Source organism: Maricaulis maris (assembly GCF_049116555.1).
GTDB lineage: Bacteria > Pseudomonadota > Alphaproteobacteria > Caulobacterales > Maricaulaceae > Maricaulis > Maricaulis maris_C.
In genome coordinates this window covers 1-22,338 of record NZ_JAGDYT010000011.1, presented here as the reverse complement: position 1 = coordinate 22,338, position 22,338 = coordinate 1, and the positions used below count along the sequence as shown (strand labels likewise).

Genomic DNA, 22,338 nt, shown 5'->3' with positions numbered 1-22,338 from the left:
GCCGCCGGTGATCCGGCCCCAATGCGTCGCCCATTTCCTGCCGATGCCTGGCATGCCGCCGACGCGATCCGGCGCGCGACCCCGGATGAGCGCGAACCGGTCTCGACGCTGGATCGCTCGCTTCAGCTCATGCTGGAGGACAGTCTGGCGGGCGAGCTCGCCGAGACGGATGACGCTGTCCAGTTCGCGGCCATGATCATTGAGACCGAGACCCGCGCCGTGCGCGCTCTGGCCGGCTCTGCGAGCCGTGAGCGACCGGGAGGCTGGATCGACCTGACCGACCGGCCACGCTCACCCGGCTCGACCCTGAAACCCTTTATCTACGGCATGGCGTTTGATGATGGCCTGGCCGCGCCCGGGACCCGGATCGCAGATCTGCCGCGACGCTTTGCCGGCTATCAACCGGACAATTTCGATCGCAGTTTCCGCGGCGATGTGACCATCGCCGAAGCGTTGCAGCACTCTCTCAACATCCCCGCCGTCACCACGCTGGACGGGGTCGGGGCACGCCGGTTCAATGCGGCCCTCGGTTTTGCCGGTGCCAATCCGCTGCGCCCGCGTCAGGCGGGTCAGGATGACGGTCTGGCCGTTGCACTGGGCGGTGCGGGACTGACCCTGCGCCAGATCGGTGTGTTGTACGCGGCGCTTGCCGATGGTGGGGAGGCCCGGCCACTGGTCTGGCAGGAGACCGCCCGGGACGATATCGCCCCGCTCGGGAGCTTCCGCCTGCTGTCCGCCGAGTCCGCCGACGAGATAGTGCAGGTCTTGCGCCGGGCGCCCCATCCCGGTGGCCGCATGCCGGCGCTGTTGGCCCGCGGCGCTCCGGATATCGCATTCAAGACAGGGACGTCCTACGGGTTTCGCGATGCCTGGGCCGCGGGCATTGTCGGCGGCTATACGCTTGTCGTCTGGACCGGGCGGGCCGATGGCGCGCCGCGCGAAGGCGTGACCGGCCGTGCCGCCGCCCTGCCAGTCCTGTTCCGGCTTGCTGACGGGGTCAGCCAATTGGCGCCGCGCGGCGATATGGGCGTGGACCGTCAGGCCGAGCCGCCGGAAGAGACACCGCAAACCCTCGCCGATTTCCGCGAGGATGCAGCCCCCCATATCCTGTTTCCGCCGGATGGTGCCGAGGTCTGGTCCGATCGCGCCGGTCGCGGCTTCATTCTGGCCGCCCAGGCGCCCGGGCCCGTCCGCTGGTTCGCGGATGGCGAGACCGTGTCGGAAAATGCCCTGGGTGAACCGGTCTGGATCCCGCCCGGTCCCGGATTCTATGCCGTCAGCGCGGTTGATGAAGCCGGGCGTTCCAGCGAGGTCCGGGTCCGGGTTCGTGGTGCAGGGCAAGGCGCCAATTAGCGACTGCTCGCGCGCACGCGCTTGTGATTGATATGTGTGCGGACAAAATCACCGCAAATGCCTAGTGTGCCAGCATGAGGAGGCGCGAATCCCGATGCTGAAGGCACTTGTCCTGTCACTGGCGGTGGCATTTGGAGTGGTTGGCGAAGGTGAGGAAATGGTGGTCGGCACGAGTACCGATTTCCATGCCAGCCTGATCGCGCTGCCCGGGCATGATTTCCACGGCTTGCAGATCGCGGTACGCCGCGCGCGCCCCTGCCAGGTCCGCGCCTTTTTCCAGGGCGCGCCGCCGCGTGCGGCCCAATTCTGCGCCGGACGCGTGACGCAAAGACATGTCGAGGAAGCCGGTCGCGCGATTCTGGAGGATGGGGCACGGGCGAACGGTATTGCGGCCTGCCTGACCGAGCGTGAACGGATCGGCGCTGTGCGGCTCTATACCTTCTCGGGCGAAGCCGTGACCGCGCGGGTCGGCGAATGCGTGACCGAATTTCGGACGGTCTGGTGCCAGCGCGGCTGGACGGTGCAGGGGCTGCAGCTCTATTTCGACCGTCCCGCCGGCGGGCTCGCCCATGGCGGCCTGGTCGGCCTGCGCCCACTCTGCGTCGACTCGGCCTGAAGCCCGCCCTTGCCAGACCGTCACGAGCGCGGGACCCTGCTGTCACGACAGATGGGGGAGCAATCATCATGTTTCGAGTCCTGATTTCCGCGGCCGCCCTGGCGGTGTCTTCCTTCTCAATGGGGCAGGCACAGGAGTCTGATGGCGGATCCTGGGCGCTGGTCATTCACGGTGGCGCCGGCGTTATCGAGCGTGGGGCCATGACAGCGGAGCGCGAAGCCGAGTATCGCGCCGCCATGGCCGCCGCCCTTGAGCGCGGCGAGGCCGTGCTGAGCGCGAATGGCAGTGCGCTGGATGCGATCGAGGCGGTGATCCATGGGATGGAGGATGATCCGCTTTTCAATGCCGGGCGCGGCGCGGTCTTCACGGCCGCCGGGCGTAATGAGCTCGATGCGTCGATCATGGACGGAGCCACGCTGAATGCAGGCGCCGTGGCCGGGGTGGCACAGGTCCGTCACCCGATCTCCCTGGCCCGTGAAGTGATGGATAACTCCCGTCATGTGATGCTGCAGGGCGAGGGCGCCGAGACCTTTGCGCGCGAGCAGGGTCTCGAGATTGTGGCGCCGGCCTTCTTCTTCACCGAGCGCCGCTGGGCCGCCCTGGAGCGGAGCCTTGCCGCGCTCGGTCTGGATATGCCCGCCCGTCCGGACGGGGCACCGGAGCCGGCCGAAGTCGATCATGGCGAGCTGGACCGGGATGCGCGGGAACACCGTTTCGGGACGGTCGGCGTGGTCGCGCTCGACCGGGCCGGGAATATAGCCGCCGGCACGTCTACGGGCGGTACGACGGCGAAACGCTGGGGCCGGGTCGGGGACAGTCCGATCATTGGCGCCGGGACTTACGCCAACAATCAAAGCTGCGGTGTCTCGGCGACGGGGACGGGTGAATTCTTTATCCGCCTGACCGTGGCCAGCCGGATTTGTGCGCTCGTTGAGATGCAGGGTCTGGACCTGCAGGCCGCATCTGATCGCGTCATCATGGATGAACTGACTGCCATGGAGGGCGATGGCGGCATTGTCGCGCTGACCCCGTCCGGCGAGATCGCGTGGAGCTTCAATACGCCGGGCATGTATCGCGCCCGCCTCAGTGAAGGTGGCTTTCCGGTTGTGGCGATCTATGGAGACGAGGACTGATGGCAGACTGGAATTTGGCGCCACGACAGACGGTGCACCATCTGTTTGCGACACCGGTGATCGAAGTCTGGCCGGCCCAGGGCAAGACGTGGCTGGGCGCCTTGCGCGACCGGGTTCTGGCGCGCCGTGCCGAGGATCCCGGTATCGCCCGCTCCAACATCAATGGCTGGCATTCTGATACCCGGATGCTCGAATGGGGCGGCGATGCCGCGATCGAGCTGGCCCGCGAGACCATGGCTGTCTGTGCGCGCTATACCAGCGATGTATCGGCGGCGCAGGGGCAGTCGCGTTATGAAATGGGCATGGAGATGTGGGCCAATGTGTCGCCGGCCTCCGCGTCCAATCAAATGCATTGCCATCCTGGCTCCTTCTGGTCGGCGAGCTTTTATGTCGATGACGGGGGCTGTACCGAGGATGGCTTCTTCGTGGCCCAGGATCCGCGCTTTCCCAGCATTCGGATGAATGCGCCTGACCTCGTCTATCAGGATGAGAACGGCACCAAGCAGAGGTCCCAGCACCGGATTCGCCCGGAGCCTGGCAAGCTGGTCATTTTTCCATCCTGGATGATGCATGCGGTTCGCCCGCACAAAGGGCCGCGCGAACGCATCTCCATTGCGATGAATGTGCTGGCCCTGCCGGCCGCGCCGCAATAGGCGCGTCTACAGGATGGAGGGCGCGCCGCGGCTGAAATAGGCCGCGTCAGCATTCATCTGCGCGATGATGTGATCAAAGGCGGCGCGAACCCGCGCGCTCTTGCGCACGGTCTCGTGGGCAACAACCCACAAGTCCAGCGAGCTTTCGAAGTCCGGCAGGATACGTTCCAGAACATCGCTGCTCCGGGCCAGTCGGTGTGAGGTGACGCCGACGCCGAAACCGGCTTCCAGGCCTTTGACATGGCTCGCCGGGCTGTTGGACTTGAATGACACATGGCGTGGCAGGACGGGCGCTCCGGTCTCGGTTGCCGGCCAGCCGAAATAATCGCCGATCGACCAGCCGACACCGGCATGGTCCGCGAGGTCATCGACGCTTTCGGGACGACCATGGGTGTCGAGATAGCTGTGTGAGGCATAGAGACCCGCGCCGACTGTGGCACCGCGTCGACCGACCAGGCTCTGCTGTGTGCCCGGACCATTCCAGCGCAGGGCGATATCCGCTTCACGGTCGGCGAGATTGGCGGAATTGTTCTTGATCGTGATGTCGATCCCGATGCCCGGATTGGCCACCTGGAAGGCGGCGAGGGCGCGGGGCAGCCAGTCGGCGCCCAGGCCCTCGGAGGCCGAGATCACGACGAGGCCGGCCAGGGTCTGGTCCTGCGCCACCGCGGCCCGCTCAATGGCCGAGGCCTCGTCGCGCATGCGAGCCGCGTGGGCGGTGACCTTCTGGCCCAATGGGGTTAGACGGGTCTGCCCCTGCTCGCGCTCGAACAGGGGTTCGCCGAAACGAGTCTCAAGCGCCTGCAGGCGGCGTGTGACAGTGGGTTGGCTGACGCCGAGCTGGTGGGCCGCGGCGGTCAGGCTGCCAGCCTCGGAAACGGCGAGGCAGACGAGATAATCAGACCAGTCATCCATACGAATATGTATTCTGATGATCCTGATATCGTCAATTCCATTCACAGAACTTTGTTCTAAATATAAACGCTGTTCACCGCATTTTCGTGTCAGAGGGAGTGATCATGCGCTCTATGTTTCTTGCGGCCGCCCTGGCGGTCCTGGCTACCCCCATGTCTTTCGCCCAGTCCTGCCAGACCGAGCCGAGTCTGGCCGGCCATCGCACCGCCAACGGTGCGGTGCGGGCCCAGTACACGGCGGTCGAACGTGCCGAATGGCACAATGTGGTTCATATCGGCGAGGGTCTTGTCGGGACCGGCCTGTCCGCCCGAAATCGTACGGCGGCCTGGTCGAATCTGTGCGCCGGCTATGCGGCGACCGGCGAAGTGGATGCCGCGGTCGCTGCCTGCGATTCGGCCCTCGAGCTGCGCGCCACGGCGTGGCGTGCGCTCAATAATCGCGGTGTGGCCCACTGGGTGGCTGGCAATCGGGAGGCAGCCCTGGCTGACTTCGAGGCCGCCAATGCCGCCTCGTCCGGAGAGGATGAGGTCGAGGCCAACATCGCCATGGTGACGTGCACAACGGCAAGCTGATCCTCCCAGACTGGTAAGTCGCTGCACACACTGGCGGCCGGGGCGTGTTGTGCCCCGGCCGTTTTTTCATGTCTGGCGCCCGGACCGCACCGGCTGCGGGCGCAGGCTTCTAAATGCTTTCAATTGCAATTAGAACAACGGCATGGATGTGATCGACCGGCACACGCCTTGCCGGGACGATGCGGGGGAAGGCCATGACGATCCAACCACCCAAACCTCTGCTGGACGGCTATCGGGCCTTTTGCCGGGATGCCTACAAGACCCAGCGCGCGCATTATGAAGAGCTGTCCAAGGGGCAGAGCCCGCACACGCTGATCATCGCCTGTTCGGATAGTCGCGTGGATCCGGCCGTGGTGTTCAACGCCCGGCCCGGAGATCTTTTCGTGGTTCGAAATGTCGCCAATCTCGTCCCGCCGATGGATGATGATGGCGGACGTCACGGCGTTTCTGCGGCCATCGAGTTCGCGGTCCGCGCGCTCGGTGTCGATCATATCGTCGTCATGGGACATGGTCAGTGTGGCGGGGTTGNNGGCTTGGATACGCTGTCTTTCAAGTATCTCGGACCCTGGCTGGAGCCCCTCGAGCCTGCCCGTGCTGAAGTTCATGCCGAGCATGCGGGCGGTGACAATGAGACGCTGTGTGACGCGCTCGAGCTCAACTCGATCCGCCATTCAATTGAGCGCCTGCACCAATTCGATTTCATCGAGCGCGCCATTGCAGACCGTGGTCTGCAATTGCACGGCGCCCGCTTTTCCATCCATGACGGCGTATTGGAATGGATGGGGGCAGACGGCGCCTTCGCGCCGGTCTAGCTTCTTTCACTGATCGAGCCGGCGGCGCATCGCGTCGGCGCCGCTCGTCATTGCTTCCTCAAACCGGTCGAGACAGGCCGGACCCACTCCACAAGCAGGGAATAACAGGATGAAACTCGCAACGCTCAAATCGGATAGTCGCGACGGCCGCCTGGTCGTCGTCTCCCGGGATCTGGCCTGGTGTGCTGATGCCCATCAGGTTGCCCCGACCTTGCAGTCGGCCCTGGATGACTGGGAGCGATGCGAGCCGGAGCTGCGTTCGCTGTCCGACGAGCTGGAGCGCGAGACCATTCCGCGTGAACGCTTCCACGAGCGTGACGCGCTCTCGCCTCTGCCGCGTGCCTTCCAGTGGGCGGATGGCTCAGCCTACGTCAATCACGTCGAACTGGTCCGCAAGGCGCGCAATGCGGAAATGCCGGCGACGTTCTGGACCGATCCGCTGATGTATCAGGGCGGATCCGATGCGTTCCTGGCCCCGCGGGCCGAAATCCCGCTCGGTGATACGGCCTGGGGCTGTGACATGGAGGGCGAAATCGCCGTCATCACCGGCGATGCGCCGGCGGGATGCTCGGTCGAGGATGCGGCCAAATCGATCCGTCTCGTCATGCTGGTCAATGATGTGTCCCTGCGCGGCCTGATCCCCGGCGAGCTGGCCAAGGGTTTCGGCTTCTTCCAGGCCAAGCCGCCGAGCGCCTTCTCGCCGGTCGCGGTGACCCCGGACGAGCTGGGTGATGCTTGGGACGGCAAGAAGCTGCATCTGCCGCTCCTGGTGAAGTATAATGGCGCGCTGTTCGGCAAGGCCGAATGTGGCGTCGACATGACTTTCGATTTCGGTCAGCTGATCGCACACCTCGCCAAGACGCGCCCGGTGACTGCCGGCACGATTGTGGGCTCGGGAACGGTGTCCAACAAGCTGGATGACGGGCCCGGGAAGCCGATCGGCGAGGGTGGCGTCGGTTATTCCTGCATCGCCGAGATTCGCATGATCGAGACCATCAATGACGGCAAGCCGACCACGCCGTTCATGCAGTATGGCGACACGGTCCGGGTTGAGATGAAGGACAAGGATGGCAAGTCCATCTTCGGCGCGATCGAGCAGGAAGTGGTCAAGGCCTGAGGGCGTGCCGCGCGGTGACGCTGGCAAGACGTGAAAAGGGCGGGGTCGATGATCCCGCCCTTTTTCGTTGCGGGCCGCGATTTGCTGGTGCGCACGGGGAAGACGGGGAGGGAAGGTTCGGCGAGGCCGGGGCGCGTCGGCACTGGGCCTGACGCCCCGTTAGTGCGCCTGGTCCGGGCTCGTCCTGAGCTGGTACCGCGTGCCGTCAAATCCCTCGAAGGCTTCCGCGATCTGGGGGTGCTCGACCGGCCCGTTTTCGGAGTCCGGCAGAAGATTGCCCTCGGAAACATAGGCGCCGTAATAGCTCTCGTCGTTCTCGGCCAGCAAATGATAGAAGGGCTGGTCCTTGGACGGGCGGACATTCTCCGGAATGGACTCGTACCATTCCTCGGTATTGGCGAATTCCGGATCGACATCGACCACCACCCCGCGGAAGGGGAAGAGACGGTGGCGCACCACATCGCCGAGACCGAATTTGGCGTTGCGAACGATCATGCTCAACACTCTGACACAAACTTGACCGCGCGGACCATCCTCGCGCTCCGACCCCTATCTAGGGTGTTTCGAGCAATAAGCTACGGCCTCTGCTGCCAGACGTCACGCATCCTTGCAGGCGCGACGCTTCCTTGTATCCTGAAACCAACACTGAGTTCAGTCCGACTCGAGCCGCGCCGTGCGACCCTGCACGTGGCGCGCTGATCGGCGAGAGGTATATCATGGCGGAGCCATCCGCCCGGTCCGCGCCGGGCAATGATGCCGCCGCACGCAAGCGGAAAGGGCGCCGACGCGCACCCTCTCCCGTGTACGGCGCAATCGATCTTGGAACGAATAATTGCCGCATGTTGCTGGCCCAGCGGTCCGGCAGCAGTTTTCATGTTGTCGACGCGTTCTCGCGCGTCGTGCGGCTGGGCGAGGGCATTACCGGCACCGGCGCCTTGTCCCAGGGGGCGATGGACCGCGCCGTCGAGGCGCTCAAGGTCTGTGCCGACAAGATCCGCCGCCAGAATGTGGTCAAGCATCGCTCCATCGCCACCCAGGCCTGCCGCATGGCGGACAATGGAGCGGAATTCCTTGAACGGGTGGCGCGTGAGACCGGACTCGATTTTGACCTGATCTCGGCCGAGGAAGAGGCGCGGCTGGCCGTTCATGGCTGTGTCGACCTGCTCGATGAGGAGAAGGACGCCGCCCTCGTGATCGATATCGGCGGTGGCTCGACCGAGCTGTCCTGGGTCGATCTGGCTGAATGGCGCCGTCGGGGCGGCCGCGCCAGTGGTGGGCGCCCACCGATGAAGTCCTGGACCTCGACCCCGGTCGGTGTGGTCACGCTGTCGGAACGCTTCCCGGAGCGGGAGGACAGGGCCGTTTGGTATGACGAGATGAAAACCTATGCGCGCGATCTGATGAAGACACCGCGCGGCGCCCGGGCGATGCGTCCGGTCTTCGACGAGGGCCGGGCGCATCTGGTCGGTACATCGGGAACCGTGACCTCCATGGCCGGAGTGCATCTGCGCCTGCCGCGCTATGACCGCTCGAAAGTCGATGGCTTGTGGATGAGCGGCGATCAGGCCCTCGATGCCTGCAAGCGATTGCGTGAGCTGGATATTCACGGTCGATCCCAGGAGCCGACCATTGGGGCTGACCGGGCTGAACTGGTGCTGGCCGGGTGCGCGATCTACGAGGCCGTTGCCGAGCTCTGGCCGGCTCATCGCCTGCGGGTTGGCGATCGTGGCTTGCGCGAAGGGATGTTGCTCAATCTCATGCGAAAGTCCAAGAAGCGCAGGCGTCGGCGCCGCAAGCCCGGCGCGGACGCCGCAGAGACAGCGACAGGATCGGGCGAATGAGCGACGACGACGATCAGACACCGGATGATGACGGTGGACGCGACGGTGAAAACCTTCCCGGTTGGGGCAGCAGCGACAAGCGTCGGCGCCGTCAGGGCGGCCCGGTCAAGAAGGGCGGCGATGCCCGCGCGGCCAAGCAGATGTTCGAGCGCGTCAAGACCGCGCGCGGCCGCAAGAGTTCGTCCACACGCTGGCTGCAGCGTCAGCTCAATGATCCCTATGTCAAGAAGGCCCAGATGGAGGGCTATCGTTCGCGCGCGGCCTACAAGCTGTTGCAGCTGGATGAGCGATTCAAACTCCTCAAGCCGGGCATGCGCGTGGTCGATCTCGGCTCGGCGCCGGGTGGCTGGGTGCAGGTGGCGCTGAAAGCCGGTGCCTCTGAAGTGGTCGGCATCGACCTGCTGGAGATCGAGGCCATCGCCGGCGCGACCCTGCTGCAAAAGGATTTCACCGAGGATGATGCGCCGGCACTGGTGAAAGCCGAAATGGGCGGCAGCGCTGATGCGGTCATCTCTGACCTCGCGCCCTGGACCACCGGTCACAAGAGTACCGATCATCTGCGCATCGTCGCCCTGGCCGAGATGGCCGCCCATTTCGCGGTCGAAACGCTCACGCCCGGTGGCTTCTTCATTGCCAAGGTCTTCCAGGGCGGCTCCGATGACGGGCTTCTGAACCTTCTCAAGACCAATTTCGAGAAGGTCCGGCACTTCAAGCCGGACGCCAGCCGGTCGGAAAGCGCGGAGACCTTCGTTGTCGCAATGGGGTTCAAGGGTTAGGGGCTAGCGCCCGTCACCATCTCCCTCCGTCCTCTGGATCGAGACCGGCACGCCGTTGGCGCCCATATCATCCCAGATTTGCACCACGATGCCGTGACGGCTGTCGTCATGGACTTCGAGCAGGACGGCGCTGTCCGGCTGTTCGGCGCGATGGCGGTTGATGGCGGCGAGCACGCGCTCGACATCGGTCCGGTCGCCATTGACGAATATCTGGTTGTCATCATCGACCTGAACGACGATGGGCGGTGGGCCTTCGCCACAGTCCGGGCCGGTGCAATCCGGCGGTGGACGCATGTCGATACCTTCTTCCGACAGGAAGGTGGCGGTGACGATGAAGAAGATGAGCAGGATGAAGACGATATCCAGCATCGGGGTCATGTTGACCTCGGCCTGGTCATCGCGTTTGCGATTGCGCTTGCGCATGTGGGCCTCCCCATTGGCCAGTGTGACGCGCCAGCCTCACCCGGCGCCTGATCACTGCACCGCCCCTGCGGGGCAGGAGCGGGGAGGCGGGAAGGTGATTTGCGGGCCGGAATGGGGCGAGAGGCGGGCGCGTACTTGTCCTGGCCGTGCCCGGTGCCTAGCCTGACGGCATGCCCACGCAAACCGACAGTTCGACGCTGCAATCGATGTCAGATGGTATCTGGACCGCATCCGGTGATGTCATCACCGCCGCGGCGGGGTTTCACTATCCAACCCGGATGATTGTCAAACGTCTCGATGATGACCGGCTGTGGGTGTGGTCGCCGGTTGCGCTCAACGAGGCCCTGAAGCGCGAGCTCGACGCGCTCGGCCGGGTCGCCCATATCGTCGCGCCGAACAGCCTTCATCATCTTTCATTCTCGGACTGGCAGTGCGCCTTTCCGACGGCTCGCCTGCACGGGGCGCCGGGGATGGCTGCCTTATTGCCGGATCTGGAATTCGACTCCGAGCTGACCGACACCGCCGATCCGGCCTGGGCGGGCCAGATCGATCAGGTCGTCGTGCGCTGCAATGCGATCACCACCGAGGTCGTCTTCTTCCACCGGACCAGCGCCGCCGTGATCTTCACCGACCTCATCCAGCACCTGCCGGACACCTGGTATTCCGGCTGGCGGCGCTGGGTCGCCCGCTGGGACCGGATGATCGGCCCGGAGCCGGCCGTCCCCCGCAAATTCCGCCTCGCTTTTCGGGACCGGAAACAGGCGCGCACCGCCATTGACTGTATCCGCGCCTGGCCGGCCAAAACCGTCCTGTTTGCGCATGGTGAGCCGGTGGAGGAGGACGCGCAGGCGTTTTTGACACGGGCCTTTGCCTGGTTGCGGTGAGTGCAGGTTCCGCTGCACTGCCCGAATGCGGCCATGCCCGTCCTTACCTATTCGGCCGCTTGAGGCCCGGACGTTTGAATCGGTCCGGCCTTCGGGACAACACCTTCCTCGTGCCGCGCGCCCTTGTCCTCGAGGATCGGTCGTATGCGGTGGTAGAGGCGTTCGTAATTATAGAAGGGCACTCCGGGCCAAAGATGGTGCATCAGGTGCCAGTTTTGCCAGATGAAAACAGCATTGAGCCAGCGGTGCCCGGTATTGCGGGTGGCACGATAGCGGCTGGTTTCGGTGAACGGATGGTGGGGCAGCCACTGGAAGAAGATAATCAGGAGGTTGGCGGCAAAATAGACCGGCAGATAGTATAGCAGCAGGACCTGCCAGCCGTATCCGGCCAGCACGAACCCCCACATCGCCAGGACCAGCGCAATATTGGTGGCATGGTGCTGGATGCGCTCGGACCGGCTCATTATCTCATCGGCATTGATGTAGCCGCGGGAAGGGGAGCGGTCCTTGAAGACCTGCCTCAGCAGCAGGATCGGCAGTGCCTGAAGCGCCCAGCTGACAAGGTTGCGAAGCAGGAGCCTTGGGAAACTCATCTTCACATAAAGGTCCGGGTCCTTCTCGCTGTTGACGTAGGAGTGGTGGTTCTTGTGGGTGCGAGACAGCAGCGGCCAGGTTAGCGACAGCATCAGCGAACCATACCAGCCGATCAGGGTGTGCAGCCATGCGAGGCTCCGATCCCGCAGGATATTGCCGTGGATGCTCTCATGGACCAGCGTGTAATGGGCATAGGTGGTGAAACCGAGGGGCAGGACCAGTGCCAGCATGGGCACGCGGCCACTTAACCCAAGCCAGACCATGCCCCAATGCACGGCGATCAGGGCGGTCATGAAGCTTAATGTCGGCCAAGCTGTCTGGGGCATCAGCGCCTTGGCTTCGGCTTTCTCATTCATCGTGTCGCGCGTCATGGGGGAACGGTAAACACTGTTCACTTTAAATCAAGTGGCGCGCCGCCCGCATCCCTCTCTTGCCACACGCTCGAATCCATTCTATTGCCGCGCCGCAAGCAGCAATGAGGAGTCTCCCATGGAGATTCGTGAAGGTCTCACCTTCGATGATGTGCTATTGCAACCGGGCCCGTCCGAAGTTCTTCCCGCCGATGCCAATGTCTCCACGCGCGTGGCCAGCGATGTTTCGCTGAAGATTCCCATGCTCGCGGCGGCCATGGATACGGTGTCGGAGAGCGGGATGGCGATCGCCATGGCCCAGGCCGGCGGTCTCGCCGTCATTCATCGCAATCTCACCATCGCCGAGCAGGCCGAGGAAGTGCGCCGCGTGAAGCGCTATGAAAGCGGCATGGTGGTCAATCCGGTGACGATCTCGCCGGATGCGACCCTGGCAGACTTGCGCGCCCTGATTGCCCAGCACCGGATCTCCGGCATTCCCGTCGTCGAGGGCGCCACGCCCGGACGCCCGGGCAAGCTGGTTGGCATCATCACCAACCGCGATGTCCGGTTTGCCGACGACCCGAATGAGAAAGTCGGCAATCTGATGACCCGCGACGTGGTCACGGTGAAGGTCGGCGCCTCCCAGGACGAAGCCCGCGCCAAGCTGCACAAACACCGGATCGAGCGCCTGCTCGTGGTCGACGAGGCTGATCGCTGTATCGGCCTGATCACCGTCAAGGACATGGAGAAGGCGCAGGCTTTCCCCAATGCCGCCAAGGATGCCCAGGGCGCGCTGCGCTGCGCTGCTGCGACCACGGTGGGTGATAGTGGCTTCGAACGCGCCGAGGCGCTGATCGACGCCGGTGTCGATGTGATCGTGATCGATACCGCACATGGCCAGTCCAAATCCGTGCTCGACCAGGTCACCCGCGTGAAAAAGGCGTCCAGCCTGGCCCGTGTCGTGGCCGGCAATGTCGCCACTTATGACGGTGCCAAGGCACTGATCGACGCGGGTGCGGACTGTGTGAAGGTCGGCATCGGTCCGGGCTCCATCTGCACCACCCGCATTGTGGCCGGTGTCGGCGTGCCGCAGCTGACCGCGATCATGGATGCCCGCCGCGCTGCAGAGGGTACAGACGCCTGTATTATCGCCGATGGCGGGATCAAATTCTCCGGCGACATGGCCAAGGCGATCGCCGCCGGCGCCGATTGCGTCATGGTCGGCTCGCTCCTGGCCGGTACCGAAGAAGCGCCGGGCGAGGTCTTCCTCTATCAGGGCCGGTCCTACAAATCCTATCGAGGCATGGGGTCTCTGGGTGCCATGGCGGCCGGTTCGGCCGACCGCTATTTCCAGAAGGATACCGAGCGCATGAAGCTGGTCCCGGAAGGGATTGAGGGTCAGGTGCCCTACAAGGGTCCGGTCGGACCGATCCTGCATCAGATGGTCGGCGGTCTGCGCGCGGCCATGGGCTATACCGGCTCGCGGACGATTGCCGATCTGCACCAGCGAGCGCAATTCGTGCGCATCACCAATGCTGGCCTGCGCGAGAGCCACGTCCATGACGTCAAGATCACGCGCGAAGCGCCGAACTATCCGACGACCAGCTGACCGGGCGGGCCTGATCGGGCCCGATCGGGCCGGATTGGCAAGCCGCCATGTTCGCATGGAGGCCATGCCGGAGCGGAGATTGCCGGGTGAGGGCGGGGTGGCTACCCCGTCCTGATCCATGTTCTCAAGGAGAATTCCAGTGTCTGACGCNNCTGATTTACCCGCTTCTGGTGCAAGTCGCCCTGACCTTCGTCCTGCTCTTTGCCAATGCGCTGATGCGGACGGGTGCGGTCGGGGCCGGCAAGGTCAAGCCGGCCGATATCGTGCTGGGCCAGCGCGCCTGGCCGCGCAAGGTGCAGCAGGTCTCCAATGCCTTCCAGAACCAGATGGAAACACCGACGCTGTTCTTTGTCGGCGTCATCCTGGCGGTGATCCTGGGCGTTGGTGGTCCGATCCTCCTGACACTGGCCTGGCTGTGGGCCGGTCTGCGGATTGTGCATGCGGTCATCCACGCCACGTCCAATCATCTGCGCTGGCGTTTCTATGCCTTTGCGGCTGGTTTCCTTGTCTTGCTGGCGTTCTGGGTCACGCTCGCCATCGGGATTGTGACGCGATGATGCAGGAGCAGCCGATGATCGAAACCGGCAAGGATGTCCTCCTCCTGCTGACCGGCGCCTGGGATGATGGCGAGGGCGGTCACCGCCTGTGTATTGATTGCTGCACGATGGAGGGCGCGCTGAAGGTCAATCCGCACTGGCGCGATGCGGTCACGCTGGTGCGTGTGGAGTATGCCCGCCCACGCACACCGATCGTCGACCTGCTCGACGATGACAACCAGAATGCCCCGACCCTCCTCCTGGCCGATGACACGATCGCCCATGTCGAGCCGGAGGCTGTCATTCAGGGGCGTCGCATCTATACCAGTCCGAGGCTCATCTGCGCCCANNCTGGCGGCGTGCTATACCGGCGCCAGACCCTGATCTTTTCGCGCCCGTGGGCGCCTTGCAAAACGGATATCCGACATGAGAGACGGCGCTCGCATCGCTGCAGCCATCGAGATTCTCGACACCCTCCAGACCCAGCACCAGCCGGTGAAGGATGCCGTGCGTGACTGGGGCAAGGCGCACCGCTTTGCCGGTTCCGGTGATCGCGCCTGGATCGGCGGACTGGTACTGGACGCGCTGCGTCACCAGTCCTCGACCGCCTACGCGATGGAGGAGGGCTCGGCGAGAGCGCTGGCCATCGGCACAGTCGGACGGGTCTGGAGTGTCGAGGCGGATGCCATTGACGCCATGTTCGACGGTGACGACCACGCGCCGGACGCCCTGACCGATGCCGAGCGCGAGGGCCTGGCCCGGGACATCTCCGACGCCCCGCTGCATATCCGCGGCGACGTCCCGGAATGGCTGGAAGAGAGTCTGGTCCGGGCCTTTGGTGAGGCGGCGGCCGAAGAGGGCCGCAAGCTCTCCTCACGGGCTCCCGTTGATCTCAGAGTGAATGAAGCAAAGGTCGATTTTGACCGTGCTTTCAAAGAGGTATCGTCGAAACTGAAAGCGGCTGAAAATAGCCCCTTGGTGCGCTCGGGTATTCGCATTCCGCAGCGCGACCCGCGCGGCAAGTCGGCTGCCGCCGAGAGCATTCCCGCCTATGGCAAGGGCTGGGTCGAGGTGCAGGATATCGGCTCCCAGCTGGCCGCCTTGGCCTCGGGCGCCCGTGCAGGCGAGCAAATACTGGATTATTGCGCCGGTGCCGGCGGCAAGACGCTGGCCCTTTCCGCCTTGTTGCACAACACCGGGCAGGTCCATGCCTGGGATATTGACTGGCGCCGCCTGCGCGCCATCTGGCCGCGCCTGAAGCGCGCTGATGTGCGCAATGTCCAGGTCCATGATGACAGTGAAGACAAGGCCTTGGGCGAATTTGTTGAGAAAATGGATGTTGTTTTCTGTGACGCGCCCTGCACCGGAACCGGTACCTGGCGCCGCCGTCCGGATGCCAAATGGCGCCTGAAGCCGGCCGCCCTGGAGCGCCGCATCAAGGAACAGGACACCGTCCTGGAACGCGGCCACCGCTATGTGAAGCCGGGCGGCCGTCTCGTCTACATCACCTGCTCGGTCCTGCCGGAAGAAAACGGCGACCGCGTCAACGCCTTTCTCGACAAGGTCGAGGGTTTCAAGCCGGTGCCGGTGATGGATGTCCTCACGGCCAGCGGCGGACTGGCCGACGGCGCGGAGGAATTGCTGGCACCGTGCGTCACCGAACACGGCGCCCTCCAGCTCTCACCGGGCCGGACCGACACGGACGGGTTCTACATCTGCGTGATGGAGCGGGTGGGGTGAGTGAGCGTGTCGTCGTCAGGCGTCGGCCTGAAGGGGTTTTTTACGGTGTTCTGGGGTCGCTTGCATTCGTCGCCCTATGTAGCTGGCTTCTGATCTCTGCCCATTCCGGTGATCTCGAAGCCTGGGTTGCCGATAGCCGCCGCGGCTGGTTTGGCTATTGCGCGATTTGGTTCGGCCTCGTGCTCTTTGGGTGGACGGGTTGGGCATCTCTCAAGGACATTTCGGCTGTCCTGCGCGGGCGGGCTCAGTTGGAGATCGATGAATCCGGATTCTTCGAACGGGATGGCAGTCGCGAGAGACGATTTCGGTGGGACGAGGTCAGCGCGTTCGAGCTTCACATTCCTGTCCGGAAGCTTCATGCGGTCACCCCGATCATCGTCTTCGACATCCTGGACGGCGAGGTTGGTGTCTGGGGCCGATTGAACCTGTCCTGCGCCGGTAGAAATGCCTATCTCCGGACCGGATATGACGTGGAGGCGAGCGAATTGGTCGGTTTACTGAACCGCTACCGGAATGCCGCGCTGACGATAGGCGACGTGTCCGTACCATCTAGCTCCTAATTCCCTTGTGGTCCCGTGTTGGCAAGCGATTCCAGGCTGGACTTGCGCGGGGCGCCGGCGGTCGAACTCGTCGGCTCTACCCCTCCACATCCCGCATCAGCAGCATGTCATGCACCTTGAATTCACGGTCGGGCGGGAAGCCGCACTCGATCGTTCCCTCGCGCGGATTGCGCCAGGTTCCGAATATGAGGTCCCACAGCGGCAGGCCGTAATTGGAGCGGTGGCTGTGCCGTTCATGGTGCAGCCGGTGCATTTCCGGCCGCTGCAGGATGAAGCCGAGCCACCACGGCGTACGCTGGTCGGCATGGGCGACAAGATTGAACAGCGACACATAGCCCAGCACCAGGGCGGCGGTCAGGGGACTGGCGCCGAACACGCCATAGGCGACCAGCGCGTTCAGCAGGGTGGCGAGGAAGCTGTCGAGAGGATGGACGTAGAAGGCGGTCAACGCCTCGATCCGTGACGGGCTGTGATGGAGCTGATGGACGCAGCGCCAAAGCGCGTTTGAGGCATGGGTCAGCCGATGCCAGCCATAGGCCAGCCCGCTGGCCGCGAGGAAGATGATCAGGCTCTGCACCAGGACCGGCAGCGCGTCGGGCATGGGCAGCAAGGCATACTGCGCAATCCAGCCGCTGAACAACCAGCCGGCGGCCAGGACAACGCCGAGATTGGCGAGGTTGAGACTGCCCGCGAGGATGCGCCAGCGTTTATCACACGACGCTCCGGAGGCCGGCGCAATGACCTCGCGGGTGAAGATGAGTGTGAACAGGGCGGCCGTGAACAGATAGATCAGCATGCCGGGCACTGTGTTGGCGGTTGCGAGCGCGGGCAAGCGTCTTTCTTGACGCAGCTAGCCCCGCATCCGCCGCCGCTTCGCCGCCGTCCCGGCCGGTGCTCCATAGCCCAACTCCGCCAGTCTTTGCCGGGTCGCGGCGTTGACCTGCCCGTCCAGTCCCGCACCTGCCCCGACCCGGCGCCGGGTCAGGGGCTGGTTGATGAGCGGCAGGCTGTCCAGTTCCAGACCATGCAGCTCGACCTCGCGGGTCGCGTAATGCAGCTGGGCCGGCTCGAATTTCAGGCCGAGAAAGCCCATCAGCTCGGTGACGGTCGCCTTGGGCCGGGTGGCCAGGTCTTCATAGCGGATACGGATGATGCGACCGCCGAGACTGCGTTCGGCGGCGAGGCCGATACCCGTGAGGTCGGTCCAGTATTTCAATGCCGCAGCCGGATCTCTGACATGGGGGAAGGGGCGGTCCTGAGGGTCGCGCCAGTCGCGGGCGAGCAAGGAGTGGGCGACATCGCGGCCATCGCGCACGACATGGATGAAGCGCGCTTCGGGCAGGAGCCGCCCCAGCGGCGCGAAGGCGGCGACATTGAGCGTGGTTTTCTCGACCAGGACATCAACATCCGCCGCCTCCAGCGGCGCGCCGATCATGCCGGTCAGCAGATCCGCCATTGTGCGCCGCATGTCCTCGGCCCCGAGATCGAAATCGCGCGCGTGCAGCGGTCCCAGCTCGCGGGCGAAATTCTGCCATTGCATGGCAATCGAGGGCGGCAGGCCGGTATCCGGGCCGCAATGGACCTGGCGGTGCGGTTCGATCAGGCGACGCAGCAGGGTCAGGCCGGAGCGTGGACAACCGCCGGCAAAGACAAGGCCGGCGCCGTCGCGGCGGCCGTCTGGCAATTTGGGGGTCGGACCTTCAGGGTCAGGCATAGCCAAGCTCGCGCAAATGCCCCCCGGCAATGCCCATGACCGTGTCGATTTGGGCAGGGGTGAGTTTGGTCTGCCAGCGCCCGATGGCGCTGCGGTCAACCGGTTGAGCGACGCGCGCGGCACTCGACTCGCCGCTACCGGCCGTCACGTCGAAATCGCGGGCATGGTCGAGGGCGCGCGCTTTCGCGGCGTCATTTTCGCCCAGCGCGTCGAAGAGCGGAGCGATTGTCCCGACGGGGTCGGTGGCGAGCGCCTCATAGCGAAGCTCGAAGTAAGCCGGGTCATCCTGCATGCGGCGCCCGGCCTCGATGCTGGCGCACCAGAGATGCGCGGCCGCAGCCGCGTCGCGGGTAATGGCCATGGGCTGGCCGGTGGCGCTGTCCCTCCAGTCCATCGACAGAAGCGAAGCGACGACATCGCGCCCGTCACGGACAATGCCAATCAGCGGGCTGTCCGGGAAAATCTGACGCAGGCGCGCAAAGTGGAGAATGTTGGCCGGGGTCTTCTCGGCGACGCGGGCGCCGGTGCGGGCATGCAGCGGGGCCAGCAGGGTGTCGATGGCCCGGGCGAACTGGGTGTGCAGGGCTTCGCGGTCAACGCCGTATCCGCGCTTCAGGACGCCCGCCTGGTTCTGGTCGATCTGTTCAGCGAGGTGACACAGGGCCGGGATGACCCGCATTTCCGGACCGCAGACAATATTGCGGCTCGCATTGACCATCGCCCTCAGCAGCGTCGTACCGGATCGCGGGGCACCACCGATAAAGATGGGGGACTTGCCGACCGCATACTGCATGAAGCACTCCGAACACACGAAAGGGTGTCTCGGGTTAGCAGTCCGGTCCCTGCTTTATAAGTTACAATAAATCAATAGGTTACGGAAAGTTCATGGCGAGGAAACCTGACGTCAACCTGCTCCCGTTCGGGACCGGTTTCCTGTCATTCGTCGCGTTTGAGTTTGGCGATCTGCTTCTTTCCGGCTGCCAAGAGCGGCATCTCCATGAAGCGGTGGGTCAGGAATCCGAGGGCCACGCTCAGGACCAGGCCGATCATGTAAAGCGCGAGCGTGCTGGCGAGGCCCGGCTCGACCAGTTGCCCGATGATGCGGGCCAGTGTCCCGATGACGAGGAGGTGGCCGAGATAGATCGCGTAGGACCAGTCGCCAATACCGGCCAGGGCGCCATGCCAGCGCGGTTGCCAGGCCAGGACGGTCCAGACCAGGGCGACCGCCAGTGTCAGGAGGGCGAGCACACGATCGCCAGCATCCGCCATTCCTTCCAGCCCGTGGGTGGCGGTCCAACTTGTCGCGATTGCCGCGCCGACCAGCAAGAGAGGCAAGGCAATCCAGCGCGTCCTGGCCAGATGCGGCCGCAGCTCGGCGAGCCCCAGCCCGGCGATGAACAGCAGGTTGAACGGGCTCAAGATCAGGGCGGACCAGGGATTTTTCGGCGCAAGCCAGCTGGTTTGGGCAAGCAGGGTCAGGCCGAGCCATATCGCGATCGCGGCCCAGCGCCAGCGGCCGGGCAGGAAGAGCAGCAATCCATAGACAAGGTAGAAATAGAGTTCATGGATAAGGGTCCATCCGACCAGCAGGAGGGGCGGTTCGGAGGACGGCAGGAGCGCCACCGTCGTCAGCCAGTCAATATCGGCGATCTGACGGGTCAGGCTGTCGCCCATCGCCAGATAGCCCAGCAGGGCGAGGGCGGTAAATATCCAGTAGAGCGGATAAATCCGGTTCAAGCGTTTCAGAACATAGCTGGCGGTTGGACGTTTGGCCGATCGATAAAGGGTGTGAATGATGAAGCCGGAAATCACGAAGAAGACATCGACTCCGGCAAATCCGAGATAGCCGATCGGCCCCAGAATGTCCGCGCCGGTAAAGCGGCCGCCTGCCTGGTGCAGATGGCCGACCACGACCATCAGGACCGCGATGGCGCGCAGGTATTGAAGTTCGACAATTTCAGCGCGAGGGCGGGCAATGGGCATCGACTCTCCGGCCATCGAATCTCNNGGGCAACGAATCTCCGGGCAACGGCCGCGATCATCATGCGACCCGGCACGAGCGCGCAAGGTGGCCTACTGTGCCGCCAGCCGCCAGTCCCGATGATCAGCCGCGGGTGAAGAATAGCGAGAAGCTGACCGGCGAAACCGGCGTGATCGAGGGCAGGCCGGCCAGCTCCCGCAAGGTCGCCAATCCGTCCGCCAGGCCGAAATCCTCGATATGGAGCAGGACCGGGGCCGCGCTTTCCACCAGGATATGGCGACCATCAATATCGGTGACGATGACCGGCGCGATGATGTCGATTGACTGGCCGTGCAGGGACAGGGTGGCGTCCAGCTCCAGACTGCGACGTTCGCCGACATCCAGATCCGCGAGGGCGGCCAGGTCGAGCGCGGTCGTGACCCGGGCCTCGGCAAAACGGTCGATCTCAAAGAGATGATCGCGCATGCGTTCATTGCGGATGTCGATTCCGGTCTCGACGGTTGCCAGATCGATCACGAGTTCGGCCGCCCCGTCCGGAGCGACGGTCCCGCTCAGGCCGGAGAAACTGTGCGCCTCGGCAATTTCCCCCGACTTGATCGAGACAAAGGAGAGCCGTGAATGCTCGCCATCGAGGCGCCAGTCGCCACTGGCTGCAGGCTGCGAACAGGCCGCCGAGAGGCTCAACAGGCCCAGCAGGCTGGCAATGACGATCGGGCGCATGGCTTACTCCTTGGCTGTCGCTGGCCCATACCTGCCCCCCTGAGGAAGCGGGTTCAAGGTCTGGCGACGCAAAATCGGGCGCTTGGGCGCAAAGCGCAGGTCCGCGGGCAGGCAGGGGCTGGTCAAGCGCGCTGACTCGCGCTATCGGGCCGCATGCTGACAGATGTTTCTGCCATCTCCCCACAATTCGACCTCCGGGACACCTGCGCGCGCAGGTGCGAACGCCCATGACCGATCAACACGACAAACTCCTCATCATCGATTTCGGCAGCCAGGTGACCCAGCTCATCGCCCGGCGTGTCCGCGAAAGCGGCGTCTTCTGCGAAATCCATCCCTATAATCGCGCCGATGCGGCCTTCATCGATGCCTATGATCCCAAGGCGATCATCCTGTCGGGCTCGCCGCACTCCACGCATTGGGACAATTCCCCGCGCGCCGACGCCTCGGTCTTCACGCGCGGCATTCCGGTCCTGGGAATTTGTTATGGCGAGCAGACCATGTGCGCCCAGCTCGGTGGCCGGGTCGAGGCCTCCGAGGAGCGCGAATTCGGTCGCGCCGACATCACGCTCACCGAAAACAGTCCGCTCTTCGCGGGTTTTGGCCCCATCGGTCACGAAGAACGCGTGTGGATGAGCCATGGCGACCGCGTCGCGGCCCTGCCCGAGGGCTTCAAGGTCATCGCAACCTCGGGCAATGCGCCCTATGCGGCGATCGCCGACGAGACCCGTCATTTCTACGGCGTGCAATTCCACCCGGAAGTCGTGCACACGCCGCGCGGCGCTGCCCTGCTGGAAAATTTCACCCACAAGATTGCCGGCCTCACCGGTGACTGGTCGATGGCCAATTTCAAGGATGAGGCGATCGCCAAGATCCGCGAACAGGTTGGCGACAAGCGCGTCCTGTGTGGCCTGTCCGGCGGTGTCGACAGCTCGGTCGCCGCGGTCCTTTTGCACGAAGCCATTGGCGACCAGCTGGTCTGTGTCTTCGTCGATACCGGCCTGATGCGCCAGGGCGAGGCTGACGAGGTCGTCACTCTGTTCCGCGAGCACTACAACATCCCGCTTGTCCACGCCGAGGCCGAGGACTTGTTCCTGACCGCCCTCGAGGGCGTCGATGATCCTGAGAAGAAGCGCAAGATCATCGGCAGCCTTTTCATCGACGTCTTCGACGAGAAGGCCAAGGAGGCCGGCGGTGCCGACTTCCTCGCCCAGGGCACGCTCTATCCGGATGNNCGGATGTGATCGAAAGCGTCAGCTTTGATGGCGGCCCGTCAGTCACCATCAAATCGCACCATAATGTCGGTGGCCTGCCGGCACGCATGAAGATGCAGCTGGTCGAGCCGTTGCGCGAATTGTTCAAGGACGAGGTCCGCGCGCTGGGTCGTGAGCTTGGCCTGCCGGACGCCTTTGTCGGCCGCCACCCCTTCCCGGGACCGGGCC

Annotated in this window: 23 protein-coding genes and 4 pseudogenes; 18 read left to right on the top strand and 9 right to left on the bottom strand. The window is 64.3% G+C overall.

Going from position 1 to position 22,338, the window contains the following annotated elements:
• The 4 genes from JXQ94_RS12930 to JXQ94_RS12915 all read left to right on the top strand — a co-directional run.
• A partial coding sequence (locus tag JXQ94_RS12930) for a penicillin-binding transpeptidase domain-containing protein (protein ID WP_421924207.1) occupies positions 1-1,353 on the top strand: 1,353 nt, incomplete at its 5' end.
• A 94-nt stretch (positions 1,354-1,447) separates the two neighbouring features.
• On the top strand, positions 1,448-1,969 hold the full coding sequence (locus tag JXQ94_RS12925; protein ID WP_421924206.1) for a hypothetical protein: 522 nt from the start codon (positions 1,448-1,450) through the stop codon (positions 1,967-1,969).
• Between the two features lie 68 nt (positions 1,970-2,037).
• Complete coding sequence (locus tag JXQ94_RS12920) at positions 2,038-3,102, top strand: isoaspartyl peptidase/L-asparaginase family protein (RefSeq protein ID WP_421924205.1); 1,065 nt, start codon at positions 2,038-2,040, stop codon at positions 3,100-3,102.
• A complete protein-coding gene (locus tag JXQ94_RS12915; RefSeq protein WP_421924204.1) occupies positions 3,102-3,755 on the top strand; it encodes a TIGR02466 family protein in 654 nt (217 codons plus the stop codon). The genes JXQ94_RS12920 and JXQ94_RS12915 overlap by 1 nt, the downstream gene beginning before the upstream one ends.
• 6 nt (positions 3,756-3,761) lie before the next feature.
• Here JXQ94_RS12915 and JXQ94_RS12910 read toward each other — a convergent pair whose 3' ends face one another.
• Positions 3,762-4,670, bottom strand: a complete 909-nt coding sequence (locus tag JXQ94_RS12910) for a LysR family transcriptional regulator (RefSeq protein WP_421924203.1) — start codon at positions 4,668-4,670, stop codon at positions 3,762-3,764.
• Between the two features lie 104 nt (positions 4,671-4,774).
• Here JXQ94_RS12910 and JXQ94_RS12905 point away from each other — a divergent pair, with 104 nt between their 5' ends.
• The 4 genes and pseudogenes from JXQ94_RS12905 (at position 4,775) to JXQ94_RS12890 (ending at position 7,171) form a co-directional block, all read left to right on the top strand.
• Positions 4,775-5,242, top strand: coding sequence for a hypothetical protein (locus JXQ94_RS12905; protein ID WP_421924202.1), 468 nt, complete (start codon positions 4,775-4,777; stop codon positions 5,240-5,242).
• A gap of 179 nt (positions 5,243-5,421) precedes the next feature.
• A pseudogene (locus JXQ94_RS12900) lies at positions 5,422-5,770 on the top strand (carbonic anhydrase); the annotation flags it as partial.
• 2 nt (positions 5,771-5,772) lie between these two features.
• A partial coding sequence (locus tag JXQ94_RS12895; protein WP_421924201.1) for a carbonic anhydrase occupies positions 5,773-6,054 on the top strand: 282 nt, incomplete at its 5' end.
• Between the two features lie 109 nt (positions 6,055-6,163).
• Positions 6,164-7,171 carry a fumarylacetoacetate hydrolase family protein gene (locus JXQ94_RS12890; RefSeq protein WP_421924200.1) on the top strand — a complete coding sequence of 336 codons (1,008 nt, stop codon included), beginning with the start codon at positions 6,164-6,166 and terminating at the stop codon, positions 7,169-7,171.
• A gap of 159 nt (positions 7,172-7,330) precedes the next feature.
• Here the strand turns inward: JXQ94_RS12890 and hspQ are convergent, their stop codons facing one another.
• Entirely contained in the window at positions 7,331-7,666 is a 336-nt protein-coding gene (gene hspQ / locus JXQ94_RS12885) for a heat shock protein HspQ (protein WP_421924199.1), read from the bottom strand.
• Between the two features lie 221 nt (positions 7,667-7,887).
• Between hspQ and JXQ94_RS12880 the strand changes: the two genes are divergently transcribed.
• Entirely contained in the window at positions 7,888-9,012 is a 1,125-nt protein-coding gene (locus JXQ94_RS12880) for a Ppx/GppA phosphatase family protein (protein ID WP_421924198.1), read from the top strand.
• Positions 9,009-9,788, top strand: a complete 780-nt coding sequence (locus JXQ94_RS12875) for an RlmE family RNA methyltransferase (protein WP_421924197.1) — start codon at positions 9,009-9,011, stop codon at positions 9,786-9,788. Before JXQ94_RS12880 ends, JXQ94_RS12875 begins: the two co-directional genes overlap by 4 nt.
• 3 nt (positions 9,789-9,791) lie before the next feature.
• Here the strand turns inward: JXQ94_RS12875 and JXQ94_RS12870 are convergent, their stop codons facing one another.
• Positions 9,792-10,211, bottom strand: coding sequence for an ExbD/TolR family protein (locus JXQ94_RS12870; RefSeq protein WP_421924196.1), 420 nt, complete (start codon positions 10,209-10,211; stop codon positions 9,792-9,794).
• Between the two features lie 170 nt (positions 10,212-10,381).
• Here JXQ94_RS12870 and JXQ94_RS12865 point away from each other — a divergent pair, with 170 nt between their 5' ends.
• Entirely contained in the window at positions 10,382-11,095 is a 714-nt protein-coding gene (locus JXQ94_RS12865; RefSeq protein WP_421924194.1) for a DUF4336 domain-containing protein, read from the top strand.
• A gap of 47 nt (positions 11,096-11,142) precedes the next feature.
• Here JXQ94_RS12865 and JXQ94_RS12860 read toward each other — a convergent pair whose 3' ends face one another.
• Positions 11,143-12,060: a fatty acid desaturase family protein gene (locus tag JXQ94_RS12860; RefSeq protein WP_421924193.1), complete on the bottom strand. Its 918-nt coding sequence runs from the start codon at positions 12,058-12,060 to the stop codon at positions 11,143-11,145.
• 118 nt (positions 12,061-12,178) lie between these two features.
• On the opposite strand from JXQ94_RS12860, the gene guaB reads away from it, so the two are divergent.
• The 5 genes and pseudogenes from guaB (at position 12,179) to JXQ94_RS12835 (ending at position 16,484) form a co-directional block, all read left to right on the top strand.
• On the top strand, positions 12,179-13,648 hold the full coding sequence (gene guaB, locus JXQ94_RS12855; RefSeq protein WP_421924192.1) for an IMP dehydrogenase: 1,470 nt from the start codon (positions 12,179-12,181) through the stop codon (positions 13,646-13,648).
• A gap of 152 nt (positions 13,649-13,800) precedes the next feature.
• Positions 13,801-14,205, top strand: a 405-nt coding sequence (locus JXQ94_RS12850) for an MAPEG family protein (protein WP_421924191.1), incomplete at its 5' end; no start/stop codon positions are given.
• A pseudogene (locus JXQ94_RS12845) lies at positions 14,202-14,533 on the top strand (DUF3088 family protein); the annotation flags it as partial. The gene JXQ94_RS12850 and the pseudogene JXQ94_RS12845, both read left to right, overlap by 4 nt.
• 77 nt (positions 14,534-14,610) lie before the next feature.
• Positions 14,611-15,924, top strand: a complete 1,314-nt coding sequence (locus tag JXQ94_RS12840) for an RsmB/NOP family class I SAM-dependent RNA methyltransferase (RefSeq protein ID WP_421924190.1) — start codon at positions 14,611-14,613, stop codon at positions 15,922-15,924.
• Positions 15,921-16,484: a hypothetical protein gene (locus JXQ94_RS12835; RefSeq protein ID WP_421924189.1), complete on the top strand. Its 564-nt coding sequence runs from the start codon at positions 15,921-15,923 to the stop codon at positions 16,482-16,484. The genes JXQ94_RS12840 and JXQ94_RS12835 overlap by 4 nt, the downstream gene beginning before the upstream one ends.
• A gap of 76 nt (positions 16,485-16,560) precedes the next feature.
• Here JXQ94_RS12835 and JXQ94_RS12830 read toward each other — a convergent pair whose 3' ends face one another.
• The 5 genes from JXQ94_RS12830 to JXQ94_RS12810 all read right to left on the bottom strand — a co-directional run bounded on the left by JXQ94_RS12830 (position 16,561) and on the right by JXQ94_RS12810 (position 20,899).
• The gene (locus JXQ94_RS12830) at positions 16,561-17,280 is read right to left on the bottom strand and encodes a sterol desaturase family protein (protein ID WP_421924188.1); all 720 of its coding nucleotides are present in this window, start codon (positions 17,278-17,280) and stop codon (positions 16,561-16,563) included.
• A gap of 54 nt (positions 17,281-17,334) precedes the next feature.
• Positions 17,335-18,198: a sulfotransferase family protein gene (locus JXQ94_RS12825; RefSeq protein WP_421924187.1), complete on the bottom strand. Its 864-nt coding sequence runs from the start codon at positions 18,196-18,198 to the stop codon at positions 17,335-17,337.
• Positions 18,191-18,991 (bottom strand): sulfotransferase family protein, encoded by an 801-nt coding sequence (locus JXQ94_RS12820; RefSeq protein ID WP_421924186.1) that lies wholly within the window; start codon positions 18,989-18,991, stop codon positions 18,191-18,193. The genes JXQ94_RS12825 and JXQ94_RS12820 overlap by 8 nt, the downstream gene beginning before the upstream one ends.
• Before the next feature lie 143 nt (positions 18,992-19,134).
• Entirely contained in the window at positions 19,135-20,181 is a 1,047-nt protein-coding gene (locus JXQ94_RS12815; RefSeq protein ID WP_421924208.1) for an acyltransferase family protein, read from the bottom strand.
• A 121-nt stretch (positions 20,182-20,302) separates the two neighbouring features.
• Complete coding sequence (locus tag JXQ94_RS12810) at positions 20,303-20,899, bottom strand: YceI family protein (RefSeq protein ID WP_421924185.1); 597 nt, start codon at positions 20,897-20,899, stop codon at positions 20,303-20,305.
• Between the two features lie 227 nt (positions 20,900-21,126).
• Between JXQ94_RS12810 and guaA the strand changes: the two are divergent.
• Positions 21,127-22,129 (top strand): annotated as a pseudogene (gene guaA / locus JXQ94_RS12805) (glutamine-hydrolyzing GMP synthase); the annotation flags it as partial.
• Positions 22,130-22,131: 2 nt separating this feature from the next.
• A pseudogene (locus JXQ94_RS12800) lies at positions 22,132-22,338 on the top strand (GMP synthase (glutamine-hydrolyzing)); the annotation flags it as partial.

Bases quoted from the DNA above. Each gene is read 5' to 3' on its own strand.
- hspQ (WP_421924199.1), bottom strand. From the start codon at position 7,666: ATGATCGTTCGCAACGCCAAATTCGGTCTCGGCGATGTGGTGCGCCAC.
- JXQ94_RS12860 (WP_421924193.1), bottom strand. From the start codon at position 12,060: ATGACGCGCGACACGATGAATGAGAAAGCCGAAGCCAAGGCGCTGATG.
- JXQ94_RS12825 (WP_421924187.1), bottom strand. From the start codon at position 18,198: ATGCCTGACCCTGAAGGTCCGACCCCCAAATTGCCAGACGGCCGCCGC.
- JXQ94_RS12880 (WP_421924198.1), top strand. From the start codon at position 7,888: ATGGCGGAGCCATCCGCCCGGTCCGCGCCGGGCAATGATGCCGCCGCA.
- JXQ94_RS12840 (WP_421924190.1), top strand. From the start codon at position 14,611: ATGAGAGACGGCGCTCGCATCGCTGCAGCCATCGAGATTCTCGACACC.
- JXQ94_RS12875 (WP_421924197.1), top strand. From the start codon at position 9,009: ATGAGCGACGACGACGATCAGACACCGGATGATGACGGTGGACGCGAC.
- JXQ94_RS12830 (WP_421924188.1), bottom strand. From the start codon at position 17,280: ATGCTGATCTATCTGTTCACGGCCGCCCTGTTCACACTCATCTTCACC.
- JXQ94_RS12905 (WP_421924202.1), top strand. From the start codon at position 4,775: ATGCGCTCTATGTTTCTTGCGGCCGCCCTGGCGGTCCTGGCTACCCCC.
- JXQ94_RS12890 (WP_421924200.1), top strand. From the start codon at position 6,164: ATGAAACTCGCAACGCTCAAATCGGATAGTCGCGACGGCCGCCTGGTC.
- JXQ94_RS12915 (WP_421924204.1), top strand. From the start codon at position 3,102: ATGGCAGACTGGAATTTGGCGCCACGACAGACGGTGCACCATCTGTTT.
- guaB (WP_421924192.1), top strand. From the start codon at position 12,179: ATGGAGATTCGTGAAGGTCTCACCTTCGATGATGTGCTATTGCAACCG.
- JXQ94_RS12820 (WP_421924186.1), bottom strand. From the start codon at position 18,991: ATGCAGTATGCGGTCGGCAAGTCCCCCATCTTTATCGGTGGTGCCCCG.
- JXQ94_RS12815 (WP_421924208.1), bottom strand. From the start codon at position 20,181: ATGCCCATTGCCCGCCCTCGCGCTGAAATTGTCGAACTTCAATACCTG.
- JXQ94_RS12910 (WP_421924203.1), bottom strand. From the start codon at position 4,670: ATGGATGACTGGTCTGATTATCTCGTCTGCCTCGCCGTTTCCGAGGCT.
- JXQ94_RS12865 (WP_421924194.1), top strand. From the start codon at position 10,382: ATGCCCACGCAAACCGACAGTTCGACGCTGCAATCGATGTCAGATGGT.
- JXQ94_RS12920 (WP_421924205.1), top strand. From the start codon at position 2,038: ATGTTTCGAGTCCTGATTTCCGCGGCCGCCCTGGCGGTGTCTTCCTTC.
- JXQ94_RS12810 (WP_421924185.1), bottom strand. From the start codon at position 20,899: ATGCGCCCGATCGTCATTGCCAGCCTGCTGGGCCTGTTGAGCCTCTCG.
- JXQ94_RS12870 (WP_421924196.1), bottom strand. From the start codon at position 10,211: ATGCGCAAGCGCAATCGCAAACGCGATGACCAGGCCGAGGTCAACATG.
- JXQ94_RS12925 (WP_421924206.1), top strand. From the start codon at position 1,448: ATGCTGAAGGCACTTGTCCTGTCACTGGCGGTGGCATTTGGAGTGGTT.